This window comes from Geodermatophilus sp. SYSU D00710 (assembly GCF_054050195.1).
In genome coordinates this window covers 138694-161547 of sequence record NZ_JBJGYX010000002.1, presented here as the reverse complement: position 1 = coordinate 161547, position 22854 = coordinate 138694, and the positions used below count along the sequence as shown (strand labels likewise).

Annotated in this window: 20 protein-coding genes and 1 tRNA gene; 10 read left to right on the top strand and 11 right to left on the bottom strand. The window is 74.1% G+C overall.

The genetic code is table 11. From position 1 onward, the window contains the following. The first annotated feature begins 114 nt into the window (after window positions 1-114). Window positions 115-1140, top strand: a complete 1026-nt coding sequence (locus tag ACI78U_RS01890; protein WP_456873588.1) for a hypothetical protein — start codon at window positions 115-117, stop codon at window positions 1138-1140. 84 nt (window positions 1141-1224) lie between these two features. On the opposite strand, the gene ACI78U_RS01885 is transcribed toward ACI78U_RS01890, so the two are convergent. The 4 genes from ACI78U_RS01885 to ACI78U_RS01870 are packed head-to-tail and all read right to left on the bottom strand — an operon-like array spanning window position 1225 to window position 5444. After that, window positions 1225-2043: a phosphocholine cytidylyltransferase family protein gene (locus ACI78U_RS01885; protein ID WP_456873587.1), complete on the bottom strand. Its 819-nt coding sequence runs from the start codon at window positions 2041-2043 to the stop codon at window positions 1225-1227. Then, window positions 2030-3160: a CDP-glycerol glycerophosphotransferase family protein gene (locus ACI78U_RS01880; RefSeq protein ID WP_456873586.1), complete on the bottom strand. Its 1131-nt coding sequence runs from the start codon at window positions 3158-3160 to the stop codon at window positions 2030-2032. Before ACI78U_RS01880 ends, ACI78U_RS01885 begins: the two co-directional genes overlap by 14 nt. Beyond that, a complete protein-coding gene (locus ACI78U_RS01875; RefSeq protein ID WP_456873585.1) occupies window positions 3157-3939 on the bottom strand; it encodes an HAD family hydrolase in 783 nt (260 codons plus the stop codon). The genes ACI78U_RS01880 and ACI78U_RS01875 overlap by 4 nt, the downstream gene beginning before the upstream one ends. Beyond that, window positions 3936-5444, bottom strand: a complete 1509-nt coding sequence (locus tag ACI78U_RS01870) for a mannitol dehydrogenase family protein (protein WP_456873584.1) — start codon at window positions 5442-5444, stop codon at window positions 3936-3938. The genes ACI78U_RS01875 and ACI78U_RS01870 overlap by 4 nt, the downstream gene beginning before the upstream one ends. Before the next feature lie 620 nt (window positions 5445-6064). On the opposite strand from ACI78U_RS01870, the gene ACI78U_RS01865 reads away from it, so the two are divergent. Both ACI78U_RS01865 and ACI78U_RS01860 read left to right on the top strand, forming a co-directional pair. Beyond that, window positions 6065-6988 carry a M23 family metallopeptidase gene (locus tag ACI78U_RS01865; RefSeq protein WP_456873583.1) on the top strand — a complete coding sequence of 308 codons (924 nt, stop codon included), beginning with the start codon at window positions 6065-6067 and terminating at the stop codon, window positions 6986-6988. 102 nt (window positions 6989-7090) lie between these two features. Further along, window positions 7091-7163: transfer RNA gene (locus tag ACI78U_RS01860), tRNA-Ala, on the top strand. Between the two features lie 226 nt (window positions 7164-7389). Here the strand turns inward: ACI78U_RS01860 and ACI78U_RS01855 are convergent. The 3 genes from ACI78U_RS01855 to ACI78U_RS01845 form a co-directional block, all read right to left on the bottom strand. Further along, complete coding sequence (locus ACI78U_RS01855) at window positions 7390-8712, bottom strand: DUF2254 domain-containing protein (RefSeq protein WP_456873582.1); 1323 nt, start codon at window positions 8710-8712, stop codon at window positions 7390-7392. A 168-nt stretch (window positions 8713-8880) separates the two neighbouring features. Next, a complete protein-coding gene (locus ACI78U_RS01850; RefSeq protein ID WP_456873581.1) occupies window positions 8881-9891 on the bottom strand; it encodes a response regulator transcription factor in 1011 nt (336 codons plus the stop codon). Window positions 9892-10135: 244 nt separating this feature from the next. Continuing rightward, window positions 10136-10966 carry a type 1 glutamine amidotransferase domain-containing protein gene (locus ACI78U_RS01845; protein ID WP_456873580.1) on the bottom strand — a complete coding sequence of 277 codons (831 nt, stop codon included), beginning with the start codon at window positions 10964-10966 and terminating at the stop codon, window positions 10136-10138. Between the two features lie 427 nt (window positions 10967-11393). Between ACI78U_RS01845 and ACI78U_RS01840 the strand changes: the two genes are divergently transcribed. The 6 genes from ACI78U_RS01840 (at window position 11394) to ACI78U_RS01815 (ending at window position 18384) form a co-directional block, all read left to right on the top strand. Further along, the gene (locus ACI78U_RS01840; protein WP_456873579.1) at window positions 11394-12161 is read left to right on the top strand and encodes a glycerophosphodiester phosphodiesterase; all 768 of its coding nucleotides are present in this window, start codon (window positions 11394-11396) and stop codon (window positions 12159-12161) included. A 486-nt stretch (window positions 12162-12647) separates the two neighbouring features. Next, a complete protein-coding gene (locus ACI78U_RS01835; RefSeq protein ID WP_456873578.1) occupies window positions 12648-13871 on the top strand; it encodes a polysaccharide pyruvyl transferase family protein in 1224 nt (407 codons plus the stop codon). Continuing rightward, a complete protein-coding gene (locus ACI78U_RS01830; protein WP_456873577.1) occupies window positions 13840-15255 on the top strand; it encodes an FAD-dependent oxidoreductase in 1416 nt (471 codons plus the stop codon). The genes ACI78U_RS01835 and ACI78U_RS01830 overlap by 32 nt, the downstream gene beginning before the upstream one ends. A gap of 233 nt (window positions 15256-15488) precedes the next feature. Then, window positions 15489-16628 carry a zinc-dependent alcohol dehydrogenase gene (locus ACI78U_RS01825; protein ID WP_456873576.1) on the top strand — a complete coding sequence of 380 codons (1140 nt, stop codon included), beginning with the start codon at window positions 15489-15491 and terminating at the stop codon, window positions 16626-16628. 17 nt (window positions 16629-16645) lie between these two features. Beyond that, window positions 16646-17248, top strand: coding sequence for a hypothetical protein (locus tag ACI78U_RS01820; protein ID WP_456873575.1), 603 nt, complete (start codon window positions 16646-16648; stop codon window positions 17246-17248). A 287-nt stretch (window positions 17249-17535) separates the two neighbouring features. After that, window positions 17536-18384 (top strand): aldo/keto reductase, encoded by an 849-nt coding sequence (locus tag ACI78U_RS01815; RefSeq protein ID WP_456873574.1) that lies wholly within the window; start codon window positions 17536-17538, stop codon window positions 18382-18384. A 186-nt stretch (window positions 18385-18570) separates the two neighbouring features. Here ACI78U_RS01815 and ACI78U_RS01810 read toward each other — a convergent pair whose 3' ends face one another. The 3 genes from ACI78U_RS01810 to ACI78U_RS01800 all read right to left on the bottom strand — a co-directional run bounded on the left by ACI78U_RS01810 (window position 18571) and on the right by ACI78U_RS01800 (window position 21420). Next, complete coding sequence (locus tag ACI78U_RS01810) at window positions 18571-18789, bottom strand: hypothetical protein (RefSeq protein WP_456873573.1); 219 nt, start codon at window positions 18787-18789, stop codon at window positions 18571-18573. A 125-nt stretch (window positions 18790-18914) separates the two neighbouring features. Continuing rightward, a complete protein-coding gene (locus tag ACI78U_RS01805; RefSeq protein WP_456873572.1) occupies window positions 18915-19631 on the bottom strand; it encodes a 4a-hydroxytetrahydrobiopterin dehydratase in 717 nt (238 codons plus the stop codon). Between the two features lie 475 nt (window positions 19632-20106). Then, complete coding sequence (locus ACI78U_RS01800; protein ID WP_456873571.1) at window positions 20107-21420, bottom strand: helix-turn-helix transcriptional regulator; 1314 nt, start codon at window positions 21418-21420, stop codon at window positions 20107-20109. A gap of 208 nt (window positions 21421-21628) precedes the next feature. Between ACI78U_RS01800 and ACI78U_RS01795 the strand changes: the two genes are divergently transcribed. Then, window positions 21629-22588 (top strand): LysR family transcriptional regulator, encoded by a 960-nt coding sequence (locus ACI78U_RS01795; protein ID WP_456873570.1) that lies wholly within the window; start codon window positions 21629-21631, stop codon window positions 22586-22588. Here the strand turns inward: ACI78U_RS01795 and ACI78U_RS01790 are convergent. Beyond that, the gene (locus ACI78U_RS01790) at window positions 22578-22778 is read right to left on the bottom strand and encodes a hypothetical protein (protein WP_456873569.1); all 201 of its coding nucleotides are present in this window, start codon (window positions 22776-22778) and stop codon (window positions 22578-22580) included. The two genes, ACI78U_RS01795 and ACI78U_RS01790, sit on opposite strands and share 11 nt — an antisense overlap. Window positions 22779-22854 lie beyond the last annotated feature (76 nt).

The window sequence follows — 22854 nt, the reverse complement described above, 5'->3', positions numbered from 1 at the left end:
CCCCCCCCCACCCCCCCCCCCCCCCCCCCCCCCCCCCCCCCCCCGCCGCCCGCCCCCCCCCCCCCCCCCCGCCCCCCCCCCCCCCCCGCCCGGCTGCTCGTCGTCGTCCTCGGCGTGCTCGCCGCACTCGGCCTCGCCGGCCCGGCGGCCGCGCACGTCGGCGGGGAGGCGGCCGGCAGCGACTTCGACGGCCGGGTGACCGCCGTGGAGCCGGCCGTGCCCGGGGTGTCGGTGCGGGTGCTGGACTTCGGCGACGCCCTCGAGCTGGTCAACACCACCGCCGCCGAGGTGACGGTGCCCGGCTACTCCGACGAGCCCTACCTGCGCATCGGTCCCGACGGCGTCTGGCGCAACGCGCACAGCCCGGCCACCTCCATCAACCTGGACCGCTTCGGCCGGGTGACCCTGCCCGCCGACGCCGACCCGCAGGCCGAGCCCGAGTGGGTGCAGGTGTCCACCGAGCCGCAGTACACGTGGCACGACCACCGCACGCACTGGATGAGCGAGGAGCAGCTCCCGCCGGCGGTCGCGGCCGACCCGGGGCACGCGCACACCGTCTTCGACTGGACGGTGCCGATGCGGCACGGCGACACCGCGGTGACCGTGCGCGGCGAGCTCACCTGGGAGCCGCCGCCCTCGCCGCTGCTGGTCTGGTCGCTGTACGCCGGGCTGTTCGCCGCCGTCGCCGCGGCCGGGCTGGCGGGACGCACGCCGGGGCCGCTGGGCTGGGCGCTGGCCGCCGGGGCCGCCGCGGCGCTGTGGCACGCCGCGGCCACGCCGGAGCCCGCGGTGACGGTGTCCTCGCACGCCGCGGCCGTGGTCTCGGCGCTGCTGCCGGCGGTCACCGCGGCGCTGGTCGCGGCGTTCGGCGTGGTCTCCGCCCGCCGCGGCCGGGGGGTGGTGGCGGGCCTGTGCGCGCTGGTCCTCGGCTGGCTGCTGCTGGTGCAGGGCCTGCCCGACGTCGACGTGCTGTGGAGCGCCAACGTGGCCGGCGCCGGTCCCGCGGTCCTCGCGCGGGCCGCCGTCGCCGTCCTGGTGGCCGGGGGAGCGGGGCTGGTCGTCGCCGGGCTGGGCGCCGTCCGGCGCTTCCGCGACCCGGAGCCCGCCCGCCCCGCGCCGGAGCCCCAGCCGACCGGCTGAACGAAGGCCCCTCCCGGCATTGGAAGCAATCCCCACGTCCTGAGCCGCAGAACGTGCGGATTGCTTCCTATGCCCGGAGAGGGTCTACACGGTGCCGTCGGGCACCGGGTGCAGGTGGCTGCGGGCGGCAAGCATCGCGTTCGCCCGGTCGAGGTCGGCCTCGAAGTCCACCTCGACCGCGGTCCAGCGCGAGATGTCCAGCGGCCGGAACCGCAGGCCGGCCTCGGCGACGGCGGTCTCCATGCCCCGCTCGAAGTAGTCCTGGTCGCCGCAGGCCTCCAGGTGCTCGATCAGGACGGCCTTGTCCGCCGAGGAGACGTGGTTGATGCCCACGGCCTCGCCCAGACCGCCCTGCACCGTCTTCGACAGCCCGTCGATCCAGCCCTGGGCGTCGAGAGTGTACTTGACCTCCTCGTCGCCCACCACCGAGGTGTCGACACAGACGAAGCTCTGGTCCGCCTCCAGCGCCGGTACCACCGCCTCGAGCACCGCGGCGTCGAAGACGACGTCGCCGTTGAGCCACAGCACCCCGCCGGGACCGGTCGCCCGCAGCCCGCGCAGCAGGCTCTTGCTGGTGTTGGTCCGCGCGTAGTGCGGGTTGTAGGCGAACCGGAGGTCGGGCACGGCCTGCATGACCTGCTCGCACTGGAAGCCGACGACGGCGGTGACGTCGACCGCCGGGCCGAGCACCTGCCCGAGGGTGTCGAGCTGGCGCTGCAGGATGCTGCGCCCGTCGTGCAGCGGCGTCAGCGGCTTGGGCAGGGGGCGGCCCAGGCGGGTGCCCATCCCGGCGGCCAGGACGACGACCTGGACGGGGCGGGGATCGGGCCGGAGCGCCGGGCGCGCGGCGCGCGTGGTGAAGCCGCGTGCCGGAGTGGTCTGCGTGAGGTCAGCGGTGCGCACTGTCGTCCCCTCCTCGGGTCGTGGGTGCCGCGCCGGCGGAGGTGCCGCCCGGCGGGAAGAACAGGTCGAGGACGCGCTCGGTGGCGTGCCCGTCCTCGAGGGAGGTGTAGGTCTCCCGGAACGACCGGTACCGGTCGGCGTGCGCCGCGGCGACGGCGTCGAGGTCGGCGATGGCCTTGACGAGCTCGGCGCTGCTCGACAGCAGCGGCCCGGGCGCGATCTCCTCCAGGTCGACGTAGAAGCCGCGCAGCCGGTCGCGGTACTCGGCCAGGTCGTAGGGGAAGAGCAGGACCGGCCGGCCGGTGATCGCGAAGTCGAACATCGTCGACGAGTAGTCGGTGACCAGCACGTCGGCCGCCAGGTACAGGTCGCGGATGTCGGGGTAGGACGAGACGTCGCGCACCGGCAGTCCCTCGATGGCCTCGAGGCGGCTGGAGACCATGTTGTGCAGCCGCAGCAGGAGCACGTGGTCCTCGCCCAGCCGCTTCGTGAAGTCCCCGAGGTCGACGGGGAAGTCGAAGTCGCGCTCGCCCTTCCCCTCGAACACCAGGTCGTCGCGCCAGGTCGGGGTGTAGAGGACGACCCGGGTGTCGGCTCCGATGCCGAGTGCGGACCGCACCGCCGCCCGCACCTCGTCGCGCCGCGGGCTGGAGAGCAGGTCGTTGCGCGGGTAGCCGGTCTCGTGGACCGGCCCGCGGAAGCCGAACGCCTGGCGGAAGCGGGCCGTGCTGTACGCGTTGGGCGAGAGCATCGCGTCCCAGCGGGCGATGTCGTGCTCGAGGTAGGCCAGCCGGCCCTCCGGCGCCCAGAAGACGTCGTTGTGGATCCGCTTGAGCGGGGTGCCGTGCCAGGTCTGCAGGTAGAAGGCGTCCGGCCGCTTCTCCCAGTCCAGTGGCACGTGGTCGTTGGAGACGACGACGTCGGCGGCCTCGAGCGCCGCGATGCTCTCCGGGCTGCCGAACGGGACGGTCCCGACGCCGGCGGGGAACGCGCCCTCGGCGACGGGCGCGGTCAGCCAGGTGTGCGTGACGTCGTCGCCGCGCGCCGCCAGGGCCTCGTAGATCGCGCGCGGGCTGTCGGAGAACAGGCCGCGGAAGCTGGTGTAGACGATCCTCATCGACCACCTCCGGTCAGGACGGGCAGCAGCGTGTCGGCGAGCTCCTGCCAGGACGAGACGACGGCCAGCACCCCTGCCTCGCGCAGCGCGGCCTCGCGGTCGGCGCGCTCCGCGGGCTGGACGAACAGCAGGTTGCCGACGGTCGGGCAGCCGGCGCGCACCGCCGACAGGGCGCCGGGGACGGAGTCCTCGACGGCGAGACCCTGCCCCGGCGCGATGCCCAGCTGCGCGCAGGCGTGCAGGTAGACGGCCGGGTCGGGCTTGCTGGTCGGTGTCGGCAGCGAGTCCTCGGCGCTGAACCGCACCGCCGGCGGGATCAGCTCGTCGAGGGCGGTGGCGGTGAAGCAGGCGGCCAGCCGGGCCAGGGCGCTCGAGCTCACCGCGGCGAGCCGCAGGTGCGGGGCGAGGGCGGTGAGGGCGGCGGTGGTCGGCTCGTGCGGGCGCAGGTGCTCGCCGAGGTACGCGGTGACCGCGCGCTTCTCCTCGGTCACCCACGGCTCGACGTCGACCTCGGGCCGGCCGGCCTCCGCGGCCAGCCGCCGCGACGTCGTCCGGAAGTTCATGCCGGTGGTGGCCAGCCGCAGCTCCTCCGGGGTGAACCGGCGCGCGTCACCGAGGTCGGCGAGGAAGCGGTTGGTCACCTCGGCCGAGGCCACGAAGGCCGGCTCCTCGGAGGGGAAGAGGTTGCCGTCGGCGTCGCAGAGCAGGGCGGTGAGGCCGGCCACGACGTCCCGGGGGAGGACTGCCGTGGCCGCCCCGCCCGCGCGGGGCGGGGTCACCGATCGCTCGCGGCGGTGCGGGCGGAGACGGCCGTGGCGGCGGCGACGGTGGCGCGGGCGCCGTCGTGCGCGAGCCGCCGCAGGACGGCCGAGAGCTCCTCGGGGAACCCGGGGACCGACCCCAGGTCGCCGAGGACGGACCGCTCGGCCAGCAGCGGGCCCGGGTCGGTGCCGCCGGCCAGGGCGAGGGCCTGCAGGCGCGGACCGTGGTCGTCCTCGACCGGCAGCGGCCTCCCGGCGTCGTCGGTCCGCTGCAGGTAGCCGATCCAGCCGGCCAGCGCGAGGGTCAGCAGGCCGTGCGGGCGCCCCTCGGCCAGGGCCTGGCGCAGCGAGGGCAGCAGGTGCTGCGGCAGCTTGGTCGAGCCCCGGCGGCACAGCCGGGACAGCCGGTCGGCGATGGCGGGGTTGGCGAACCGCTGCACCAGCGTGGCCTTGTACTCGTCGAGGTCGATCCCCTCGGGGCAGGGGATGAGCGGCGTGACCTCGTCGTCCATGAGGTGGCGGGCGTAGGCGGCGAAGACGGGGTCGCCCATGAGGACGTCGATCCGGTCGTGGCCGGCCAGTGTGCCGAGGTAGCCCAGCGCCGAGTGGGTGGCGTTGAGCAGCCGGGTCTTCATGAGCTCGTGGTCGGTGACGTCGCGGACGAACCGCACGCCCACCCGGTCCAGCGGCGGGCGGCCGTTGCAGAAGGCGTCCTCGACGACCCACTGCGAGAACGGCTCGGTGACGACCGGCCAGCGGTCGTCGACGCCGTACCGGCGGGCCACCGCCGCGCGCTCCTCGGGGGCGGTCTGCGGGGTGATGCGGTCGACCATGCTGCTGGGGAAGGCGACGCGGTCGGTGATCCAGCGGGCGAGCACCTCGTCGCGACGCGCGGCGAAGCCGACCACCGCGGTGCGCGTGGCGTCGCCGTTGCGGTGCAGGTTGTCGCATGAGAGGACGGTGAACGGCGCGGTGCCGGCGCGCCGGCGGCGGTCGAGGGCCTCGACGAGGAAGCCGAAGACCGTCCGCGGCGTGCCCGGGGAGGCGAGGTCGTGCCGGACGTCGTCGTCGGGGGTGAAGGCCCCGGTGTGCGGGTCGAGCAGGTAGCCGGCGTCGGTGATGGTCATGGTGACCACCCGGGTGCGCGGGTCGGCCAGCCGGTCGAGCACGGCAGCCGGCGCGTCCGGGGCGAACAGGTAGTCGGTGAGGACGCCGACGACCCGGGCCCGCTCGCCGTCGGGGCTGCGCTCCACGACGGTGTAGAGGTTGTCCTGCGGGGCCAGCGCCTCCTGCATGAGCCGGTGCCGCAGTCCGACCCCGACGACGCCCCAGCCGCTGGAGATGCGGCGCTCGGCGACCTCGTCGAAGTAGGTGAGCTGGTGGGCGCGCGAGAAGCCGCCGACGCTCAGGTGCACGACGGCGGGGACGAGCGCCGCGCGGTCGTAGGTGGGGACGGTGAGCCGGGACCCGTGCTGCTCGAGCGTGGCGGCGGTCAGCGGCCGGATGCGGACGACGGGTGCCACCGCCGGCTCCGCGGGTGCCGCCGGGCTCCGCGGGGATCCCCACGGAGGACGCTCGGGCTGCGCCATCGAGGCATCGGTCCTTCCTGTCGGTGGTCGTGCCGGGGCGCGACCGGTCGCACCGCCGTCAGGGGTGCCTGCGGACCGCGCCGGGGAACGGATCATGGGATCACGCCGCCCGGTACGACTGCCGCCCTGGGGGGCGGCGGCCGTCGGCTGCGGCGACGTCCATCGGCGTGTCACTCCGGGCACCGGCGTGGCGGGCACGCAGGCGTCGGCGGAGGCGTCGGCCCGGCGGTGGTCGTCGGACCGGCGCGAGCTTCTCCACGCCGGAGGCAGGAACTTCCCTCTGCAGTGGGCCACCAAACGCCCGAGCGGGTCGTGACTCAGCGCACACGGCGCGTCATCCGACGACACGCCGGGCGGAGGGTCACGAAGCAGTCACGGTGTGTTTGGATCGTCACCACCTGATCGGGCCCACGGGGGCCGCTTCCCACGAGCGGGGTAGGTACTTGGCCAGCCACCGGAGTGACGCGGGTCTGCTGACCCGCCCCGCCAGCGACTCCCACCCGGATCTCCCCGGCCCCCGCACCGGTGCCCACCGGCCCGCCGCGGACCGTCCCGTGTCCACGCTGCGCGGCTTCCCCCCGGTTCGCCCCGCCGACCGGACGTCCGCACCGGGAGCGGCCGTCCTGCCCGCGCCGCGCACGGCCGGTCACGACGTCGTCGTCCGCCCCGACCCGGCTGCGCTCGTGACCACGGTGCTGCCGGCGGGATCGGGAGAGCCCGCCGAGCCGGCAACGGACGCCGTCACCGAGCCCGACCTCGACGCCGTCCCGCCCGCCCCCGCCCGCCCGCGCTCCGGTCTGCGCGACCGCCGTCCGTACCTGCTCATCGCGGCACTGGTGGCGGGCGCCGTCGGTGCCGCGGTCGTGGGGGTGCCCGGCTCGCCGGAGGCGGCCGCCGGGCAGACCTCCGTGCTCGGCGCCCAGATGGAGCTGGCCACCGGTGACGAGGCGGTCGAGGTCATGCCGATGGCCTCCATCACCGAGGCCGAGGCGCAGCTGCGGCTGCAGGAGGTGGCCGCCTCGCGCGCCGAGCGCGCCGCCGCGGAGGCCGCGGCCGCGGAGGCCGCCGCCGAGGCGGCCCGGCCCAAGACGGTGCTGCCGGTCGACGGCGCCCGCTTCACCAGCGGCTTCGGCTCGCGCTGGGGCACCTTCCACTACGGCATCGACCTGGCCGCCCCCATCGGGACGCCGGAGTACGCGGCGGCCGACGGCGTCGTCGTGCGGGCCGGCGCGGCCAGCGGGTTCGGCCTGGCCGTCTACGTCCTCCACGAGAACGGCGACGTCACCGTGTACGGCCACATGGAGGAGATCCTCGTCGAGCCGGGGCAGTACGTGGAGGCCGGCGAGACGATCGCGCTGCTGGGCAACCGCGGGCAGTCGACCGGACCGCACCTGCACTTCGAGGTGCACGAGGGCGGCATGGACGGCCGCCGGGTCGATCCCGTCGACTGGCTGGCCGAGCGCGGCGTCGAGATCTGAGCCCCCCGCGGGCGCGACGCGCGGCCACCCCCGTCGCAGCCGGGTCCGGGCGGCGATGTACAGTTCTCCTCGGTCCGGACGACACCGGCCGGGGCCGCGAGCGGGGCTGTGGCGCAGCTGGTAGCGCACCACACTGGCAGTGTGGGGGTCAGGGGTTCGAGTCCCCTCAGCTCCACCCCGACGACCAGGCCGTCCTCCCCCGGGAGGGCGGCCTGAGTCGTCTCTGGTTGCAGTGTGACGCCGGCGTCACGAGCAGCACGGCGCCCATGCGGTCGGCCGCCTCGCGGGGCCGGCCACGATGGCGGCTCCCGCTGCTCTCGCGGGCCGACCTGGACAGCACCGCGTCGAAGCGGAGGTCCGGCTCCTGACCCCGACGATGGTCGGGCCGGCACGTGGCCGGCTCAGTACGGTGCGCGAGCCGCCCGGGATGGTGGCGCGGCGGTGACGTCGGCCCCCGACCCGATGCCCTCGGTGTCCGGGGTGAGCGCTGCGACGACGTCCTCCTCGTCCTCGTGGGCGCGCCGGACGGCGGCGTGCAGGAGCCGGAGCTGGCGGTCCAGCGGTTCCTGCCGGTCGGGCGGTGCCACGCTCTTGAGGTCGGCCAGCGCCGCGCACATCTTGCGGGTCACCTGCGGCTCCGACGCCCCGGCCAGGCGGATCTCGTCGAAGGCCAGCCGGACGTAGCCGTCCCAGCTGACGGTCCGCTCGAGCAGGCGCACCACGCCGTCCTCGTCGCGGTGTTCACCGCAGGGCAGGGGGCGAGCGGCGATCTGGCGCAGCAGGTCGTGCAGCCGGTGCAGCGCCTGGACCGTCGTCGTGGGGTCGTTGAACGGCTGTGCGATCGACCGCACGGCGATGTCGACGAGCTTGCGGAACCCGTAGGCGAGGTCCTCGGTGTGCACGCGCTCCGGGGAGAGGAGGACGTGGCGGGTGACGTCGGTGGCCCGGAGCCGACCGGCCGGGGGGCCGTCGGCGCTCACCGGCGACCGGCCGTCCGGCTGCACCCGGAACAGGGGCGCGCCGCCGATGACGAAGTCCCCGACGACGGGGACGAGCTCCAGCACGGAGTCCGCACGCCGGGCGGCCGCGACCAGCGCGGCGCGGTCGACGGCGATGAGGTTGCCGGTATCTGCGGCGACCATCTCGTCCGTGCCACCGGTGACGACGGGCGAGTTCCCGTGCTCGCGGACGATGAGCTCGCGGCTCCGGTCGCCGACGAGGTCGATGAGCCCGGCGACGCGAAGGCCCTGCCCGGCGTGGTGGACGAACAGGACCAGCACGACGATGCTCGCGAGCACCAGGACGTAACACAGCAGCATCGACAGGCCGGGCACCGTGCCGGTGTCGGAGCCACGGATCTCGCGGAGCGTCAGCACGGACACCAGGAAGCTGGCGCCGAACAAGCCGATCGCCAGCTGGTTGAACCGGTCGTTGAGCAGCGCCCCCACGATGCGCGGTGAGAACTGGCCCATCGCCAGCTGGACCGCCACCAGCGTGACCGTCAGGACGAGGGTCGTCAGCGACACCATCGCGGTGGCGAACGAGGACAGGATCGTCTGCGCGTCGGACGGCGTCCCCGTCAGGCTCTGCGGGACGAGCCGGTAGTCCGTGGCCCGGTCCACGGCCAGCGTCCCGGCGACGACGAGGACGCCGGCGGCCAGGCAGCTGATCGGCAGCAGCCACATGCTCGTGCGGACGAAGTGCCGGAGCCGCATCGTGCTCATGCGATGGATGCCTGCGGGCGCGCCGCCCCGATGCACGACTCGTACGCGGTCATGGTCTCCCTCCGGGTGGACGGATGCGGACGTGCTGGACCCGGCGACCTCGTGGACCGCCAGGTCCTCCCATGGAACCGAGGCAGACGGGGCTGCTCCATCGGCAGAACGCCCGATTCAGGCCCGGCAGGGCGACGGGATCAGCGGCACGTAGAGGCCCTCGCGCTCGGCCCGCACCGCGGCGAGCGTCCTCGTGGGCGCATCGAGCTTCACGAGGATGTGCTCGAGGTGGGCAGCGACCGTACGCGGGGCCACGACCAGCGCGCGGGCGATCTGCTGGTTGGTACACCCGTCGACCAGCAACCCGAGGACCTCGAGCTCGCGCGGCGTCAGCCCCCGCAGGTGGGTCACGGGGGAGAGGACGACCGTTCCGAGCAGGCGTGCCGATGCCTCGCCGGGAGCGGCCAGGACGGTCACGCGGACGTGCCCGTCCGGGGCATGGCGTCCTCCGCGGGGCCACAGGAAGGACGCGAACACCCGGCCGTCGTCGATGCACCAGCGCGCGACGGTGACGACGGGCGATCCCTGGGCGAGCAGTGCGTCGCCGTCGAGGCCGGGCAGCGGCCGGGTGGCGCCGTCGTGGCACAGCACCGCACCGGCGGCCGCCCCCCGCACCAGCCGCGCCGCCGCGGTCAGCGAGCGCAACGGGTCCGACCCGCGCGCCAGGACGGGCGTCAACTGGTGCAGCCGGCGCCGCAGGGCCAGGGGTGGCGGCTGCGTGCTGCGGAAGAGCAGCGCCAGGTGACCGACGTGGCGCCGACTCCCGTCGAACAGGGCGACGCCCAGGGACTCGTGGAAGCCCGCGGGGAGGAGGCACTCGGCCCAGGTCGGCAGGTCTGCGGCCGGGTAGGGCAGGTCGGAAGAGCTCAGCGGCAGGTGCGCGGGGTCGGTGTGGGTCACCTCGATGTCATGCGCCGCAGTGGAACCGCTCAGGTAGCGCAACGTGCTCTCGTCGAGGCCGGTGCTCGCCACGCACGTGTAGCTGCTCATCGGATCGGCAGTGGCCAGCCACGCGGCGTCGCACGGCACGATGCGGCGCAGCTTCTCCAGCATCTCCTGCGTGCGCTCGGAGGGGGGACTGGTCGAGTCGGCGATCTCGGCCAGTTCGAGGCCTGCGGGCTCGGTCATCTGCGCTCCCGGGACCGCAGCCTCGGCAAGGCGCGCTGTCTGTTCAACGGTGCCGACGTCTGTCCCCGGGTGCCCGGTTACCGCGGAGCGGGACCGAGTAGTCCCGTTCACGATGACGAAAGAGCCGCAGTGGTCTGAGGCACCGGCTAACGGAGCCAGCGACGCGGCTGCACTGCGGAGCACCGGCGTGGGTCGTGTAACGGCACCGGCTCAGCTCCTCCCTCAGCCGCCGCGATCGCGGACGTCACCGAGCTCGACCTGCCGTGCGGGTCCTCCCGGTCTGCGCGGTCGGGCCGGACAGGGCGCGCTGGGCGGCGGCAGCCAGGCCGATGCCCATCACGGCGGCGGCCGACGGTTTCGGCGACCATCGCAGCGCGGCGATGGCCCAGCCGACGGGCGCCTCGCGCTGCCGGTCGGACTCACGACGCCGTGCCGTCGTCGCCGGCTCCGGCGACGTCGTCGCGAAGGCATCGAGCATCCCGGGGATGAAGGCGGCCATGTCCTGGGGCCCTCTGCTGGTGGTGAGGTTCCCGTCCCGGACGAGTTCCTGGTCGAGCCAGGTGGCACCGGCGTTCACCAGGTCGTCGCGGATCCCGGGCCAGGAGGTGAGGGTCCGTCCGTCCACGAGTCCCGCTGACGCGAGTACCCACGGTCCGTGGCAGAGGGTGGCGATGGGCTTGTCGCTCGCGGCGAACGCGCGGACGAACTCCCGTGCCGGGGCGGACTGCCGGAGGAGGTCGGGGTTGATGAACCCACCCGGCAACAGCAGGCCGTCGTAGTCGCCGGGATCGGCTTCGTCGACCGTCCTGTCCACGCGGACCCGGCTGGCCGGCATGTGCAGGTTCACCCCGCGGATGCGTCCGCGCCGCAGGGACACGACGTCCACCTCGGCGCCGGCCGCCTTCAGGGCCCGCAGCGGAACGACCAGCTCGACCTTCTCGAAGCCGTCGGCCGCGAGGGCAGCGATCGTGCGGCCCTCGAGCCTGCGTCTGGTGGGCATGTCGTCCCCTGGTGCTCGATGGCGGAGAGATGACGGAGATCCCCTGGCGGCGGAAGCCTCGATCAGAGCCGTCACGGGGTTGCTCTCACCTGGCCGGCTGCTCGGCGGTGAGCGGGGTACCCGCGCCCGCCAGGCGGACACGTCGCCGGGCGGACCGACGCGCGATCAGCCCGTCGTACCTGCTCCGGGCGGCCGCTCGGGGCCGAAGATGGGCAGTTGTGCCGACGGCGCCCGGGCACCGGCCCGGCCATCCTGGGAGAGCGGCTGCCCGACGGGACGGGCGTTCCCGGAGCACCTCCGCACCTGCACGCCGTGCCAGGTACGCCGGCGGTCGCGTCCACGCCACAGGAGGAGATGACCGCGTGCTCCATCTCGCGTCACGGGGCGGCTGCGCCTTCCGCCGGAGTCTCGCGGGCTGTGGCCGGTGACCCCTCCGGACGAGACGGTGCCCCTGCGCCCACCTCGCAGTGGACCCGTGACCACGGCCGGCCGGGCACGACCCGTGCCCCCGGACGTCTTCGGGGAGGGGCCTGCCGTCATCGGGCACCGCGGGCTCGGCTGCGGCGTCGTCGACGGGCATCAGCAGAACACCCTCGGCTCCTTCGCCGCCGCCGTGCGCAGCGGGGCGCGATGGGTGGAAGCCGATGTCCGGCGCCTGGCCGACGACGTCCTGGTGGTGGCGCACGACGCCGTGTACCCGGACGGCACCCGGCTCGACGACGTCACGGGGGCGGAGGCCGACCGGCGCGGCACGCTGCGTCTCCGCACCCTGCTGGACGATCTCCCTCGCCAGGTGGGGCTCAACCTGGACCTCAAGTCCTCGATGGAGGACTGTCTGCGGTCACCCGGGCACACCAGCGCAGGCATCCTCGCGCCGGTCGTGGCGGCGGAGGCGACGCGGCGGCCGCTCATGGTCTCCTCGTTCGACCCGGCAGCCCTGGGGCTCCTGCGTGCGACGGCGCCGAAGGTGCCCCTCGGACTGCTGACCTGGCACGGGTTCCCCGTGGAGATGGCAGTCGCGGCCTGCGCCCACATGGACGTCGAGGTGCTGGCCCTCCACGTCGGCTCGTTGTGGGATGGGACGGCCGGTGGGCAGATCGACCCGGGGGCCCTGGCGGACCTGCTGTCCCGGCTCCACCGCTGCCGCCGGCAACTCCTCGTGTGGTGCCCGCAGATCGCGTCGGCCCGGTTGCTGGTGTCCGCCGGTACCGACGCCGTGGTCGTGGACGACCTGCCGGAGGCGCTGGTCGCACTGGGTCCCGCCCCGTAGCCGAGGAGTGGAGGAGTACCGGGCACCAGGATCGGTCGTTCTGCCGAGTGTGCCCCGGGTCGCCGAGGGGATCCTGGGAGTACACGCCGTTCCGTAAACCAGACGGGGACGGTCCCAGCGAGGCCTGTCACGAGGTCCCGGACTCCACGGGGGAGGTCACCTGAGCCGTGGGCACCCAGCCGCCCCTCCCCATCGCCCCGGAGACCGCCGCGCTCGACGTGGTCACGTCGACCTGAGGCGGTGCGGTAGGGGTCATCGGGCCGGCGATCCCCTCCCCGCCGGCCACTGGCGGGTTCGGCGACCACGGACCACGACCCTCGCCGTCGGGCATCCCGCCCTCGAGCCTCCGTCCTGCAGCGCAACACGCCTCCGAGGGCCACCGCAGCCGGTCGGTCCTCACCACCGACGGCGCTCCTGATGCGCGTCGCGCCGTCGGCGTTCCCCACTTCCCGCACTCACCGGCGACACATCGACAGGAGAACCTGGATGGCGACCATCGGACTGCTCGGCTCCTACGGCGGGCTCAACCTCGGCGACGAGGCGATCCTGACCTCGATACTCGCCGGCCTGCGAGAGGCCGCGCCCTTCGCCGAGGTCGTGGTGTTCTCCCGCGACGCGGCGCACACCCGCGACGCACACCTGGCCGATCGGGTGATCGACGCCCGCCAGGGTCGGTGCGACGCCGTGAACGAGGAGATCGCCGCGCTCGACGTCCTCGTCCTCGGTGGCGGCGGGCTGCTGTACGACACGGAGGCCAGGGAGTACCTCCGGCACGTGCGGACGGCCCACCGGAACGGCGTGCCCACGGTCGGGTACGCCCTCGGCGCCGGGCCACTCACGACGGCCGAGGACCGCGGCGCCGTACGCGAGGTGGTCTCGGCGATGACCCGGGTGACCGTGCGCGACGAGGAGAGCAAGCGGGTCCTGGAGGAGGTCGGCATCGAGCGGCCCATCGAGGTGGTGGCCGACCCAGCACTGCTGCTGAGCCCCGCTCCCTTCCCGGCCGACGAACTGGTCCGCGACGGGGTGGACACCTCGGGACGGTTGATCGCCATGTCCGTACGGGAACCAGGGCGAGCGGCACCGGATCTCGCTGTGGACGCCTATCACGCCACCCTGGCCGCGGTCGCCGACTTCGCGGTGCACCGCTACGGCGGCCAGGTGGTGTTCGTCCCCATGGAGCGCGGCGACGTCCGCGAGAGCCATGCGGTGCTCGCCCGCATGACGGCTCCCGACCGCGCGCGGGTCCTCCACGGCACGTACGGGCCCTGCGAGATCCTCGGCCTGATGCAGCACATGGACTTCGCGGTCGGCATGCGGCTGCACTTCCTGGTCTTCGCCGCTCTCTCCGGGGTGCCCTTCCTGCCGCTGCCGTACGCCGGCAAGGTGGCCGACTTCGCGCGGACACTGGGCATCGAGACGCCGGGCAGCCTCGACCGGGATGCCGTGGGTCCGCTGCTGGCGGCCGTCGACCGGCTCTGGGACGAGCGCCAGGCGACCGCCGAGCAGGTGCAGGCCCGGATCGAGAGGCTCAAGCCCCGGTCGGCCGCCCCGCTGTGGCACGTCCTCGACGTCCTGGCGGGGCCGTCGACGCCCGCGATCGCAGGCCGGTCCATCGAGCAGGAGGGAGTCCAGCGTGCCGCCGTTGACCCGGCCGGTCGCAGGGGAGCGGTTGACGTTGCCCCCGCGCTCAGCGTTGCAGGCGGCTGAGGCCGACGTCCTCGTCGTCGGAGGCGGGCCAGCCGGCATCGGAGCTGCGCTGGCGGCTGCCGACGCCGGTGCCGACGTCGTCCTCGTCGAGCGGTACGGGTTCCTCGGCGGCAACGCGACGGCGGCGCTCGTGATGCCGTGGATGTCCTTCCACACCCGCCGTCCGCAGCCGCCGCGGCTGGGTGACGTGGGCCTGTTCCCCACCGACCACGGCGAGGGTGAGCCCGTCGTCGCGGGCAAGCACATCGAGGTCATCGACCGGCTGGTGCAGGCCGACGGCGCGGTGCTGCCGTCGCCGGACACCGGGTACACCGTCCCCTTCGACCCCGAGGTCTTCAAACAGGTGGCCCTGGACCTGCTCGACGCCGCCGGTGTCCGGTACGTGCTGCACGCCTTCGCCAGCGGGGTCCGGACGCCGGGCCGGGCCGGCGAGGTGGTGTTCGAGACCAAGTCCGGGCCGGTCGTCGTGACCGCCCGCGTGACGGTCGACTGCACGGGCGACGGCGACGTCGCCGCGGCCGCGGGAGCGCCGTTCGAGATCGGACGCGAGAGCGACGGGCTGGTGCAGCCGATGACGCTGATGTTCCGTGTCGTGGGCTTCGACCCGGGACCCTTCGAGCGCTACGTCGCCGACCACCCCGACCAGTGGCGCAGCGTCCACGGGCTCTGGGACCTGGTGGAGGAAGCGACCGCTGCGGGCGACCTGGACCTGCCCCGCGAGGACGTCCTCTTCTTCAACTCGGCGCACCCGGGTGAGGTCGCCGTGAACTCGACACGGGTCACGCAGGTCTTCGGCACCGACGTCTTCGACCTCACCCGCGCCGAGGCGGTCAGCCACCGGCAGATGTCCCAGATCGCGGCCTTCCTCCGGGACTACGTGCCCGGCTTCGCCGACTCCTACGTCGCCCAGAGCGGGGTGCAGGTCGGCGTCCGGGAGACGCGGCGGATCCTCGGCGACTACGTGCTCACGGGCGAGGACATCCTGAGCGCACGGAAGTTCGACGACGTGATAGCGCGCGGCACCTACCCGGTCGACATCCACAACCCCAGTGGCCGGGGCACCGTGCTCCGGTCGGTGCCTCCCGGGGACGCGTACGACGTCCCCCTCCGCTGCCTGCTGCCACGGGACGTCGACGACCTCCTGACAGCAGGACGCTGCATCTCCGGCACCCACGAGGCCCACTCCTCCTACCGGGTCACGCCCACAGCCATGGCCACCGGACAGGCCGCCGGGGTCTGTGCGGCGCTCGCGGCGGCCGGGGGCCGGGCACCCCGGCAGGTGGCGATCGCCGCCGTGCAGGCGGAGCTGGTCCGGCAGGGCGCCGACCTGGGGGCCCGCGGGGACGACGGCGGCGTGGCCCTCGAGCGGGGTGCCGTGCAGTGATCCGGCGGGCAACCGCGAGCACCCGGAGGACGCAGCGGGGACGGGGGGACGGCGGGCATCGGTAGATCTGCCGATCTTCCGGCGGAGCCCCGCGTGGAGCCCGGGTTGGAGTGGCCCCGGTGGGACGGCCGACGCAGAGTCGGGGGGGCCGGTGAGCAGAGCCGGCCGCTGGGCGCCCCGTGGCGCTCTCCCGAGCCGGGGCCCGCGCCCCAGGAGGGGATCCCATGCGAGCAATGGTGTACCGAGGTCCCTACAAGGTCAGGGCCGAGGAGAAGAAACGGCCGGCGATCGAGCACCCCAACGACGCCATCGTCCGGGTGCAGCTGGCCGCCATCTGCGGCTCCGACCTGCACCTCTACCACGGCATGATGCCGGACACCCGGATCGGTCACACCTTCGGCCACGAGTTCATCGGCGTCGTCGACGAGGTCGGGTCGTCCGTGCAGAACCTCGCCGTCGGCGACCGGGTGATGGTGCCGTTCAACATCTTCTGCGGCACCTGCTGGTACTGCGCCCGCGGTCTGTACTCCAACTGCCACAACGTCAACCCGAACGCCACCGCCGTCGGCGGCATCTACGGCTACTCCCACACGACCGGCGGCTACGACGGCGGCCAGGCCGAGTTCGTCCGGGTCCCCTTCGCCGACGTCGGCCCGTCGAAGATCCCGGACTGGATGGCCGACGAGGACGCGGTCCTGCTCACCGACGCCACGGCGACCGGCTACTTCGGCGCGCAGCTCGGCGACATCGTCGAGGGTGACGTCGTCATCGTCTTCGGCGCCGGACCCGTCGGACTGGTGGCGGCGAAATCAGCCTGGCTGATGGGCGCCGGCCGGGTCATCGTCATCGACCACCTCGACCACCGGCTCGAGAAGGCCCGCACCTTCGCCCATGCCGAGACCTACAACTTCACCGAGTACGGCGACATCGTCCTGGAGATGAAGAAGACGACCGACTGGCTCGGGGCCGACGTCGCCATCGACGCCGTGGGTGCGGAGGCCGACGGCAACGTCATCCAGCACGTCACCTCGTCCAAGCTCAAGCTGCAGGGCGGCTCCCCGGTGGCACTGAACTGGGCGATCGACTCCGTCCGCAAGGGCGGGACGATCTCGGTGATGGGCGCCTACGGCCCGCTGTTCAGCGCCGTCAAGTTCGGCGACGCGATGAACAAGGGGCTGACGATCCACACCAACCAGGCCCCGGTCAAGCGGCAGTGGCCGCGGCTGTTCGAGCACGTGCGCAACGGCTACCTCAAGCCCAGCGAGCTGGTCACCCACCGGATCCCGCTCGAGCACATCGCCGAGGGCTACCACATCTTCTCGGCCAAGCTCGACGGGATCATCAAGCCCCTCGTCGTCCCGACCGCGGCCTGAGCGACAGGAGAACCTCGATGACCTACACACCGCACAAGCCGCCGCTCGCCGAGTCGCCCGACGAGCTGCGCAAGCGCATCCCCGGCTGGGGAGTCGACCTCGACCCCAAGGACCGGCCGTCGGTGCCGAAGCTGCAGTTCCAGGAGGACTTCACCGGCGCCCACTGGGAGTTCCCCGAGCGGCAGCCGGAGAAGTACCCGCGGGAACGCTCCGTCGAGCACGGGATGCTCACCCCGGTCTTCGGCACCGCCCAGCCACTGTCCGGCGTCTCGGGCGCCATCCGTCGCTACGCCTACCGCTACAGCGAGGGACGGGTCGCGCACTGGCTGCTGCTGGTCCTCGGCGACCGCGTGGACGCCTGGGAGCACCACCTGAAGTCGTTCCTCACGCTGCACCCGGACAACCCGATCACCGAGACAGGGGTGAAGGCCGAGTTCACCCACCACGGCCTGCGGTCGCGGGTCGGGCAGCACCGCACGGACCTCAAGCACCAGGTGCTCGACCCGGTGATCGTCGGTGGCCCGTGGATCGCCGCTGCGGGAGCGGTCTACGCCGGCGCCCGGAGCGTGTCGAGGTCGCTGGCGCGCGTCGGGTCCGACGGGCACCGGCAGGTGCACTGAGCCGGGGACGGCCGCGCCCGCCCGGTCCCGCCCCGCGCGATGCGGGGTGGGACCGGTGTGCGACGACGGCGCCCGCGAACTGCTCCGGGTGGACGCCGCCGGGCAGGTCCGGTGGGGCCGGGCCGACGCGGCGGCGTGCGCGACGTGGCGGTGCGGCCGGTCGGTGAACCGGTCACGGCCGCTGCCCTGACCACGAGCTGCGACTGGCTCGTGGCGGCCGGGAGCGGTTTCCGCTGCGTCGCCGCCTGCCGGGCGGGATCGGCAGGACCGGCCGTGGAGGAGCTCCCATGACCGCATCCACGATGCGCACCGTGACCCTGCCCGACGGCACCGCCGCCCCGGCCCTCGGCATGGGCACCCGGTACCTCGGTGAGGACCCCAGCAGGAACGACATCCAGCTGGACGCCCTCCGCACGGGCATCGACATCGGCCTGACGCTGGTCGACACCGTCGAGATGTACGGGGACGGCGCCGCCGAGGAACTCGCCGGCCGGGCGATCGCCGGCCGGCGGGACGACGTCTTCCTGGTCAGCAAGGTGCTGCCGCACCACGCCACGCGCCAGGGCACGGTGGACGCCTGCCAGCGGAGCCTGCGCCGACTGGGCACCGACCGCCTGGACCTGTACCTGCTGCACTGGCGCGGCCGGGTCCCGGTCGAGGAGACCGTCGCCGCGTTCGAGTCGCTGGTCTCCCGCGGGCTGATCCGCTCCTGGGGCGTGAGCAACGTCGACGTCCCCGACCTCGACCAGCTGGTCGGGCTTCCCGGCGACAACCGGGTCCAGACCGACCAGGTGCTCTACGACCTCGCCCGGCGCGGCCCCGAGTACGACCTGATCCCCTGGTGCCGCGGCAGGAGCATGCCCCTGATGGCGTACTCGCCCGTCGACCACGGCAGGCTCCTCGAGCACCGGGCCGTGCGGGACCTGGCTGCGGAGAAGGGGGTCACCCCGGCCCAGCTGGCCATCGCGTGGGTGCTGCGGCTGCCCGACGTGTTCGCCGTCGCCAAGGCCTCGACCCGCGCGCACGTCATCGACGACCGCGCGGCGCTGGAGATCGGCTCCAGCCAGGCGGAGCTGGACCAGCTCGACCGGATCTTCCCGCCGTCGTCCGGCAAGGTCCCGCTCGACGTCCTGTAGGACCGGCCGACGAGCCGATCACGAGGGCCTGCCTCACGAGCCGCAGCAGGTGGGTGCCCCGCCCGCCGGCGCAGGCCCGTTTCCCGGGGTTCCGGGGGCCCGGATGGCGGCGCAGGCGATGGCGGTGCTCGGCCGGTGCTGAGCAGGACGGCGGCCCCGCAGTCGCCGACTGCGGGGCCGCCATGGTCAGACGAGCCCCTCGTTGTGGGGCTCGATGCTGGCCGAGGGGTCCACCCCCTCGTCGGCGTCCGGTTGGACGGGGCCCTCGCCCGGCTCGGAACCCGAGCCGGCGGCGGTGTTCCGGGAGGATCGCTCCGGATCGGTCACGTCCGTGGTCGTCGGCGCCTGACCGATGCGCTTGGCGGCCTCCCCGGTCCCGGTCTCCTCCAGCTCTGATTCGCTCACGACTCCTCCATCCAGGTCGTTCGTCCAGGTCGTTCGACGTCGGTGATCACGCAGTGGGCTCCACGAGTTCCTCGGGCTCGTGGGACGGCTGGCCGGACAGTGACGTTCCGAGAGCGGGCCGGGGGTCAGCCGGAGGACCCGACCGCGGCGATGGCCGCGTCGATCCGCCGGGCGAGCTCGAGGTCCATGTCGGTCACGCGGTCGAGGGAGTGTGTCCAGACCTCGAAGGTGAGCGTGTCCTGCAGTTGCTCGACGCGCGCGTGGTGGGTCATGTCCTGCTCGGCGCGGGCGACGGCGTCGCGCAGGGGTCGCTGGCGCTCGGGCGGGAGCACGACGGTGCGCCGCAGGCGGTGTCCGTCGCCCTCCCAGCCCTCCAGGGCGGCCAGTGCGCGGTCGATCTCGTCCTGCTCGAGCAGTCGCGGGGTCAGTCCGATCGGCACCCCGGAACCGCGGGGCGGAACGCCCTGGTCGATCGGTGAGAACAGCTCCTCACCGTCCGGCAGTCGCCGGGCGAGGACGCCGGCGACCTCCGGCTCGGAAGCGGCCAGCGTCGACAGGACCGCCTGGGTGTAGAAGCGGGCCCGCTCAGCCGGGCATCCGGACCCCGCGCTCACCGCGGAGACGAGGGCGGCGCCGCTGTCGGGGTGCCGACCCGGGCCCCGGACCTCGACGGCACCCCGGAGGGAGCCGGGCAGGACCGCGGCCAGCCGGTCGCGGTCCGGCTCGTCCAGCGAGGCCGCCACGGCGGCGACGACCGCTTCCACGGCCCGCCGGGCCTCCTCGGTGTCGGCTGCGCCGGCCTGCGCTCCCGCGGCCTGGATCAACGTCGCGTACTGGACCACCGGGCTCCTCCTGACCTGCTGCCGTCCTGCTCCTCCGGTCGCCGGCCGCTGCCCGGGCGGCGGGTCCAGGCAGCGGCCCGACCAGCTCCCGGCTCCTGCGGCAGCTGCGAGAGGAGGTCGTCGAACTCCCCGGGTGCGACCGCCCCCGCACCGTCGTCCGGAGACGCCGCCGCGCGCCGGTCGTGGGGATCCCGTCGTCCGACCGCGGCTCAGACGTTAGGACCGGTCGCGGCGCGGGGACATCGGTCGATCGACCGATCCGGCCTCCGGCTCCCGTGGCCGACACGGGGTCGCCCGCGCGGGGAGGCGACGCGGCGACGGCTCCGCTCCTCGGCCCAGGGACCCGCCCGGGGGAGGGGCGGGCGGCTCGACCGCACGTCGGCAGGCTGTTCACGACGGACGCGCCGGACGTGGACGACTGCCCCGCGTCTCCGTGGCGGGGGCCGCTGCGGGGACCGGGTCGTCCGGTCGGCCGCTAGTCGTCTGCACCCGGCCGAGAGCCGTCCGGGTCCCGGCCGGGTTCCTCGCGCGAGCGCCCAGGGCCGACGGCCGGAGCCGCGCCGCCGAGTTCCTTGCTCACCGTCGGATCCGCGTCGTCGGGCTGGGGTACCCGCGGGTCGTCCGGGAGCCGGGTGTCGACCTCGTCGGCAGCTGCAGCCGCGGGTGCGTCGTCCTGCGGGGGGATGGTTCCGCCGTCCATGCCGTGGGGGTACCCCGAGCCGCCGTCGGAACCGGAGCCGCCGGCCGAGATCGGCAGACCGGCCGACGCCCGTCGGTCGCCTGGCGGGTCGGGACCGGACCCCGTCGGCCGTCTCCTCCGGCGCCCACGTGGCCTGGACCGTCCCGTGCTCTGGCCGGGGGTCCTCCGCCGAGGTTCGTGCTCCAGGTGCGCGGCGACCGTCCGGGGCGCCACCACGAGGGACCGGGCGATCTCCTGGGTGGTGTACCCCTCGACCAGCAGCCCGAGGACCTCCAGCTCCCGGGGCGTGAGCCCGCGCAGGTCGCCGCCCGGGGAGAGCAGCACCATCCCCGACAGCACGTGGGGCTCGTCGTCCGTGTCCGTCAGGACCGTCACGCGGACATGGCCGTCCGGGGCGTGCCGGCCACCGCGCGGCCACAGGAAGGACGTGTACACCTGGCCGCTCCGGACGGCCGCGCGGGCGGCGTCCAGGACGGCAGAGCCTCCCGCGAGCAGCGCGTCGTCGCCGAGACCCGGGAACGGGGCGGTGCCACCGTTCCTGCAGAGCACCACGTCGGCCGCGGCACCCTGGACCATGCGTGCGGCGGTGAGCAGCGAGTCCATCGGGTCGATGCCGCGGGCGAGGATGGGGGCGAACTGCGCCAGTCGGCGCCGGACGGCCTCCGGCGGAGGCCGGGTGTCGGCGGAGGGCAGCGCCAGGAACCCGACGTGGCGCTGCCCCGGTACGAACAGTCCCACGCTGAGGGCCTCGTGACAGCCGGCGGGGGTGAGGCGCTCGGCCCAGGTCGGCAGGTCCTTGGCGGAACGGGGGAGGTCCGACGGGCTCAGCGGTGGGCGGGCGCGACAGGCTCCGGTCACCTCGATGTCGTGCGCCGTCGCCGGACCGCTGAGGTACCGGACGGTGCTCCGGTCCAGCGAGGTGCTGGCCAAGGAGGAGTAGCCGTTGCCCAGGGGGTCGGCCAGCGTCACCCATGAGGCGTCGAAGGAGATCTGGCGGCTCAGCTCGTGCAGCAACGCCTGGGCGCGTTCCGTGAGCAGTCCCGTAGTGGCGGCGATCTCCGCGAGGCGGAGAGCCGTGGCCTCGGTCATGTCGCTCCACCGGTCCAGGGCCTGCGCGGTCGGACGGAGCCGTCGAGGACGGCCGCGGCCCTGGACGAGGCTGGCCGGGCTGCAGCTGTACACACCGACCCGACTCGGGGAGCAACCCGTGACCCCGTGACCGGAAACCTCGGTGGTCGGAGTCATCGCCACCGCTACCAGCCTCGTGGACGGCGCGGTTCCCGCGGTAAGATCAACCATGGAGTTGCGCCAACTGCGCTACTTCCTGGCGGTGGCCGAGGAGGGCCGCTTCAGTCGGGCGGCGCAACGGCTCCACATGGCTGCTCCGTCGCTCTCGCAGCAGATCCGCGCGCTGGAGCGGGAGCTCCGGGTCCCGTTGTTCGAGCGCACCCCGCAAGCGGCGCGGCTGACCCGTGCCGGCGTCGTCCTGGTCGTGCGGGCCCGGATCATCCTGGCCGAGGTGGACCGGGCGCTGGCGGACGTGCGCGTCGCCACAACGGACTCCCGCGAGCGACTGACCCTGCGGGTGGCCACCATGGCCGACCTCGTCCTCGACGGCCCGCTGCGGCACGCCGCGCTGGCCATCGACGGGATCGAGGTGTCGGTGAGCTCCGCCCGCGGGGACGACGCCGTCGAGGCCGTCCGCCAGGGCAGGGCGGACGCGGCCATCGTCTGGAGCCGGTCCCATGCGCAACGGGATCTGGCCGGCGTGGTGCTGGGGTCGGTGGTCTTCGGCGTCGTCCTCCCTCTCGCGCACGCCTTGAGCGGCGCGGCAGCGGTGCCGGTGGCCGCGCTGGCCGGCGAGGTGCTGGTCATGTTCCCGCGGGAGCCGTTCGACGGGATCTGGGACCGCACCGTGGACCACCTGTTCCCCGCAGGGGCCGCGCACGACCAGGTCGTCATCGAACCCGACCTGCTGAACGCGCCGCAGGCGCTGCTGCGCGCGGTCTCAGCCGGCACCGGCGTCGCCCTGAGCATCCTCCGGCTCGTCGATCACCTGGGGGTCGAGGGGGTCGCGGTCCGGTCCCTCGATCCGGTGTTGCGGTGGGACCTGGAGGCGGTCTGGCGGGAACCGGCCACCCCCGCCGTCCGCAAGCTCGTCGACTTCCTCGTCGAGTCATCCGGGGGCCCGCAGACGCTCGTCGAACCGGTCCGTCCTCCCGGCGACGGCCGGCGGCACGTCGCGGTCAGGTCCTGAGGACCACCTCCTCGCAGCGATCCTGCTTCCCCTTGGAGACGTCGTAGCCGTGCGGCGCCTCGGTGAGCGGCAGGCGGTGGGTGATCACCCGGGTGGAGTCGATCTCCCTGCGCTCGATGCGCTCGAGCAGTGGGCGCACGTACCGCTGGACGTGGCACTGCCCGGTCTCCGGCGTCAGGGAGCGGTTCATCGAGGAGCCGGCCGGAACTCGTCGACCGACCTGCCGTACACGCCGATGACCGAGACGATGCCCCCCTGGGGCAGGA

Coding starts and splice junctions, on each gene's coding strand:
- ACI78U_RS01880 (WP_456873586.1), bottom strand. CDS start 3,160: ATGAGGATCGTCTACACCAGCTTCCGCGGCCTGTTCTCCGACAGCCCG.
- ACI78U_RS01855 (WP_456873582.1), bottom strand. CDS start 8,712: ATGAGCACGATGCGGCTCCGGCACTTCGTCCGCACGAGCATGTGGCTG.
- ACI78U_RS01850 (WP_456873581.1), bottom strand. CDS start 9,891: ATGACCGAGCCCGCAGGCCTCGAACTGGCCGAGATCGCCGACTCGACC.
- ACI78U_RS01835 (WP_456873578.1), top strand. CDS start 12,648: ATGGCGACCATCGGACTGCTCGGCTCCTACGGCGGGCTCAACCTCGGC.
- ACI78U_RS01825 (WP_456873576.1), top strand. CDS start 15,489: ATGGTGTACCGAGGTCCCTACAAGGTCAGGGCCGAGGAGAAGAAACGG.
- ACI78U_RS01820 (WP_456873575.1), top strand. CDS start 16,646: ATGACCTACACACCGCACAAGCCGCCGCTCGCCGAGTCGCCCGACGAG.
- ACI78U_RS01815 (WP_456873574.1), top strand. CDS start 17,536: ATGACCGCATCCACGATGCGCACCGTGACCCTGCCCGACGGCACCGCC.
- ACI78U_RS01800 (WP_456873571.1), bottom strand. CDS start 21,420: ATGACCGAGGCCACGGCTCTCCGCCTCGCGGAGATCGCCGCCACTACG.
- ACI78U_RS01795 (WP_456873570.1), top strand. CDS start 21,629: ATGGAGTTGCGCCAACTGCGCTACTTCCTGGCGGTGGCCGAGGAGGGC.
- ACI78U_RS01790 (WP_456873569.1), bottom strand. CDS start 22,778: ATGAACCGCTCCCTGACGCCGGAGACCGGGCAGTGCCACGTCCAGCGG.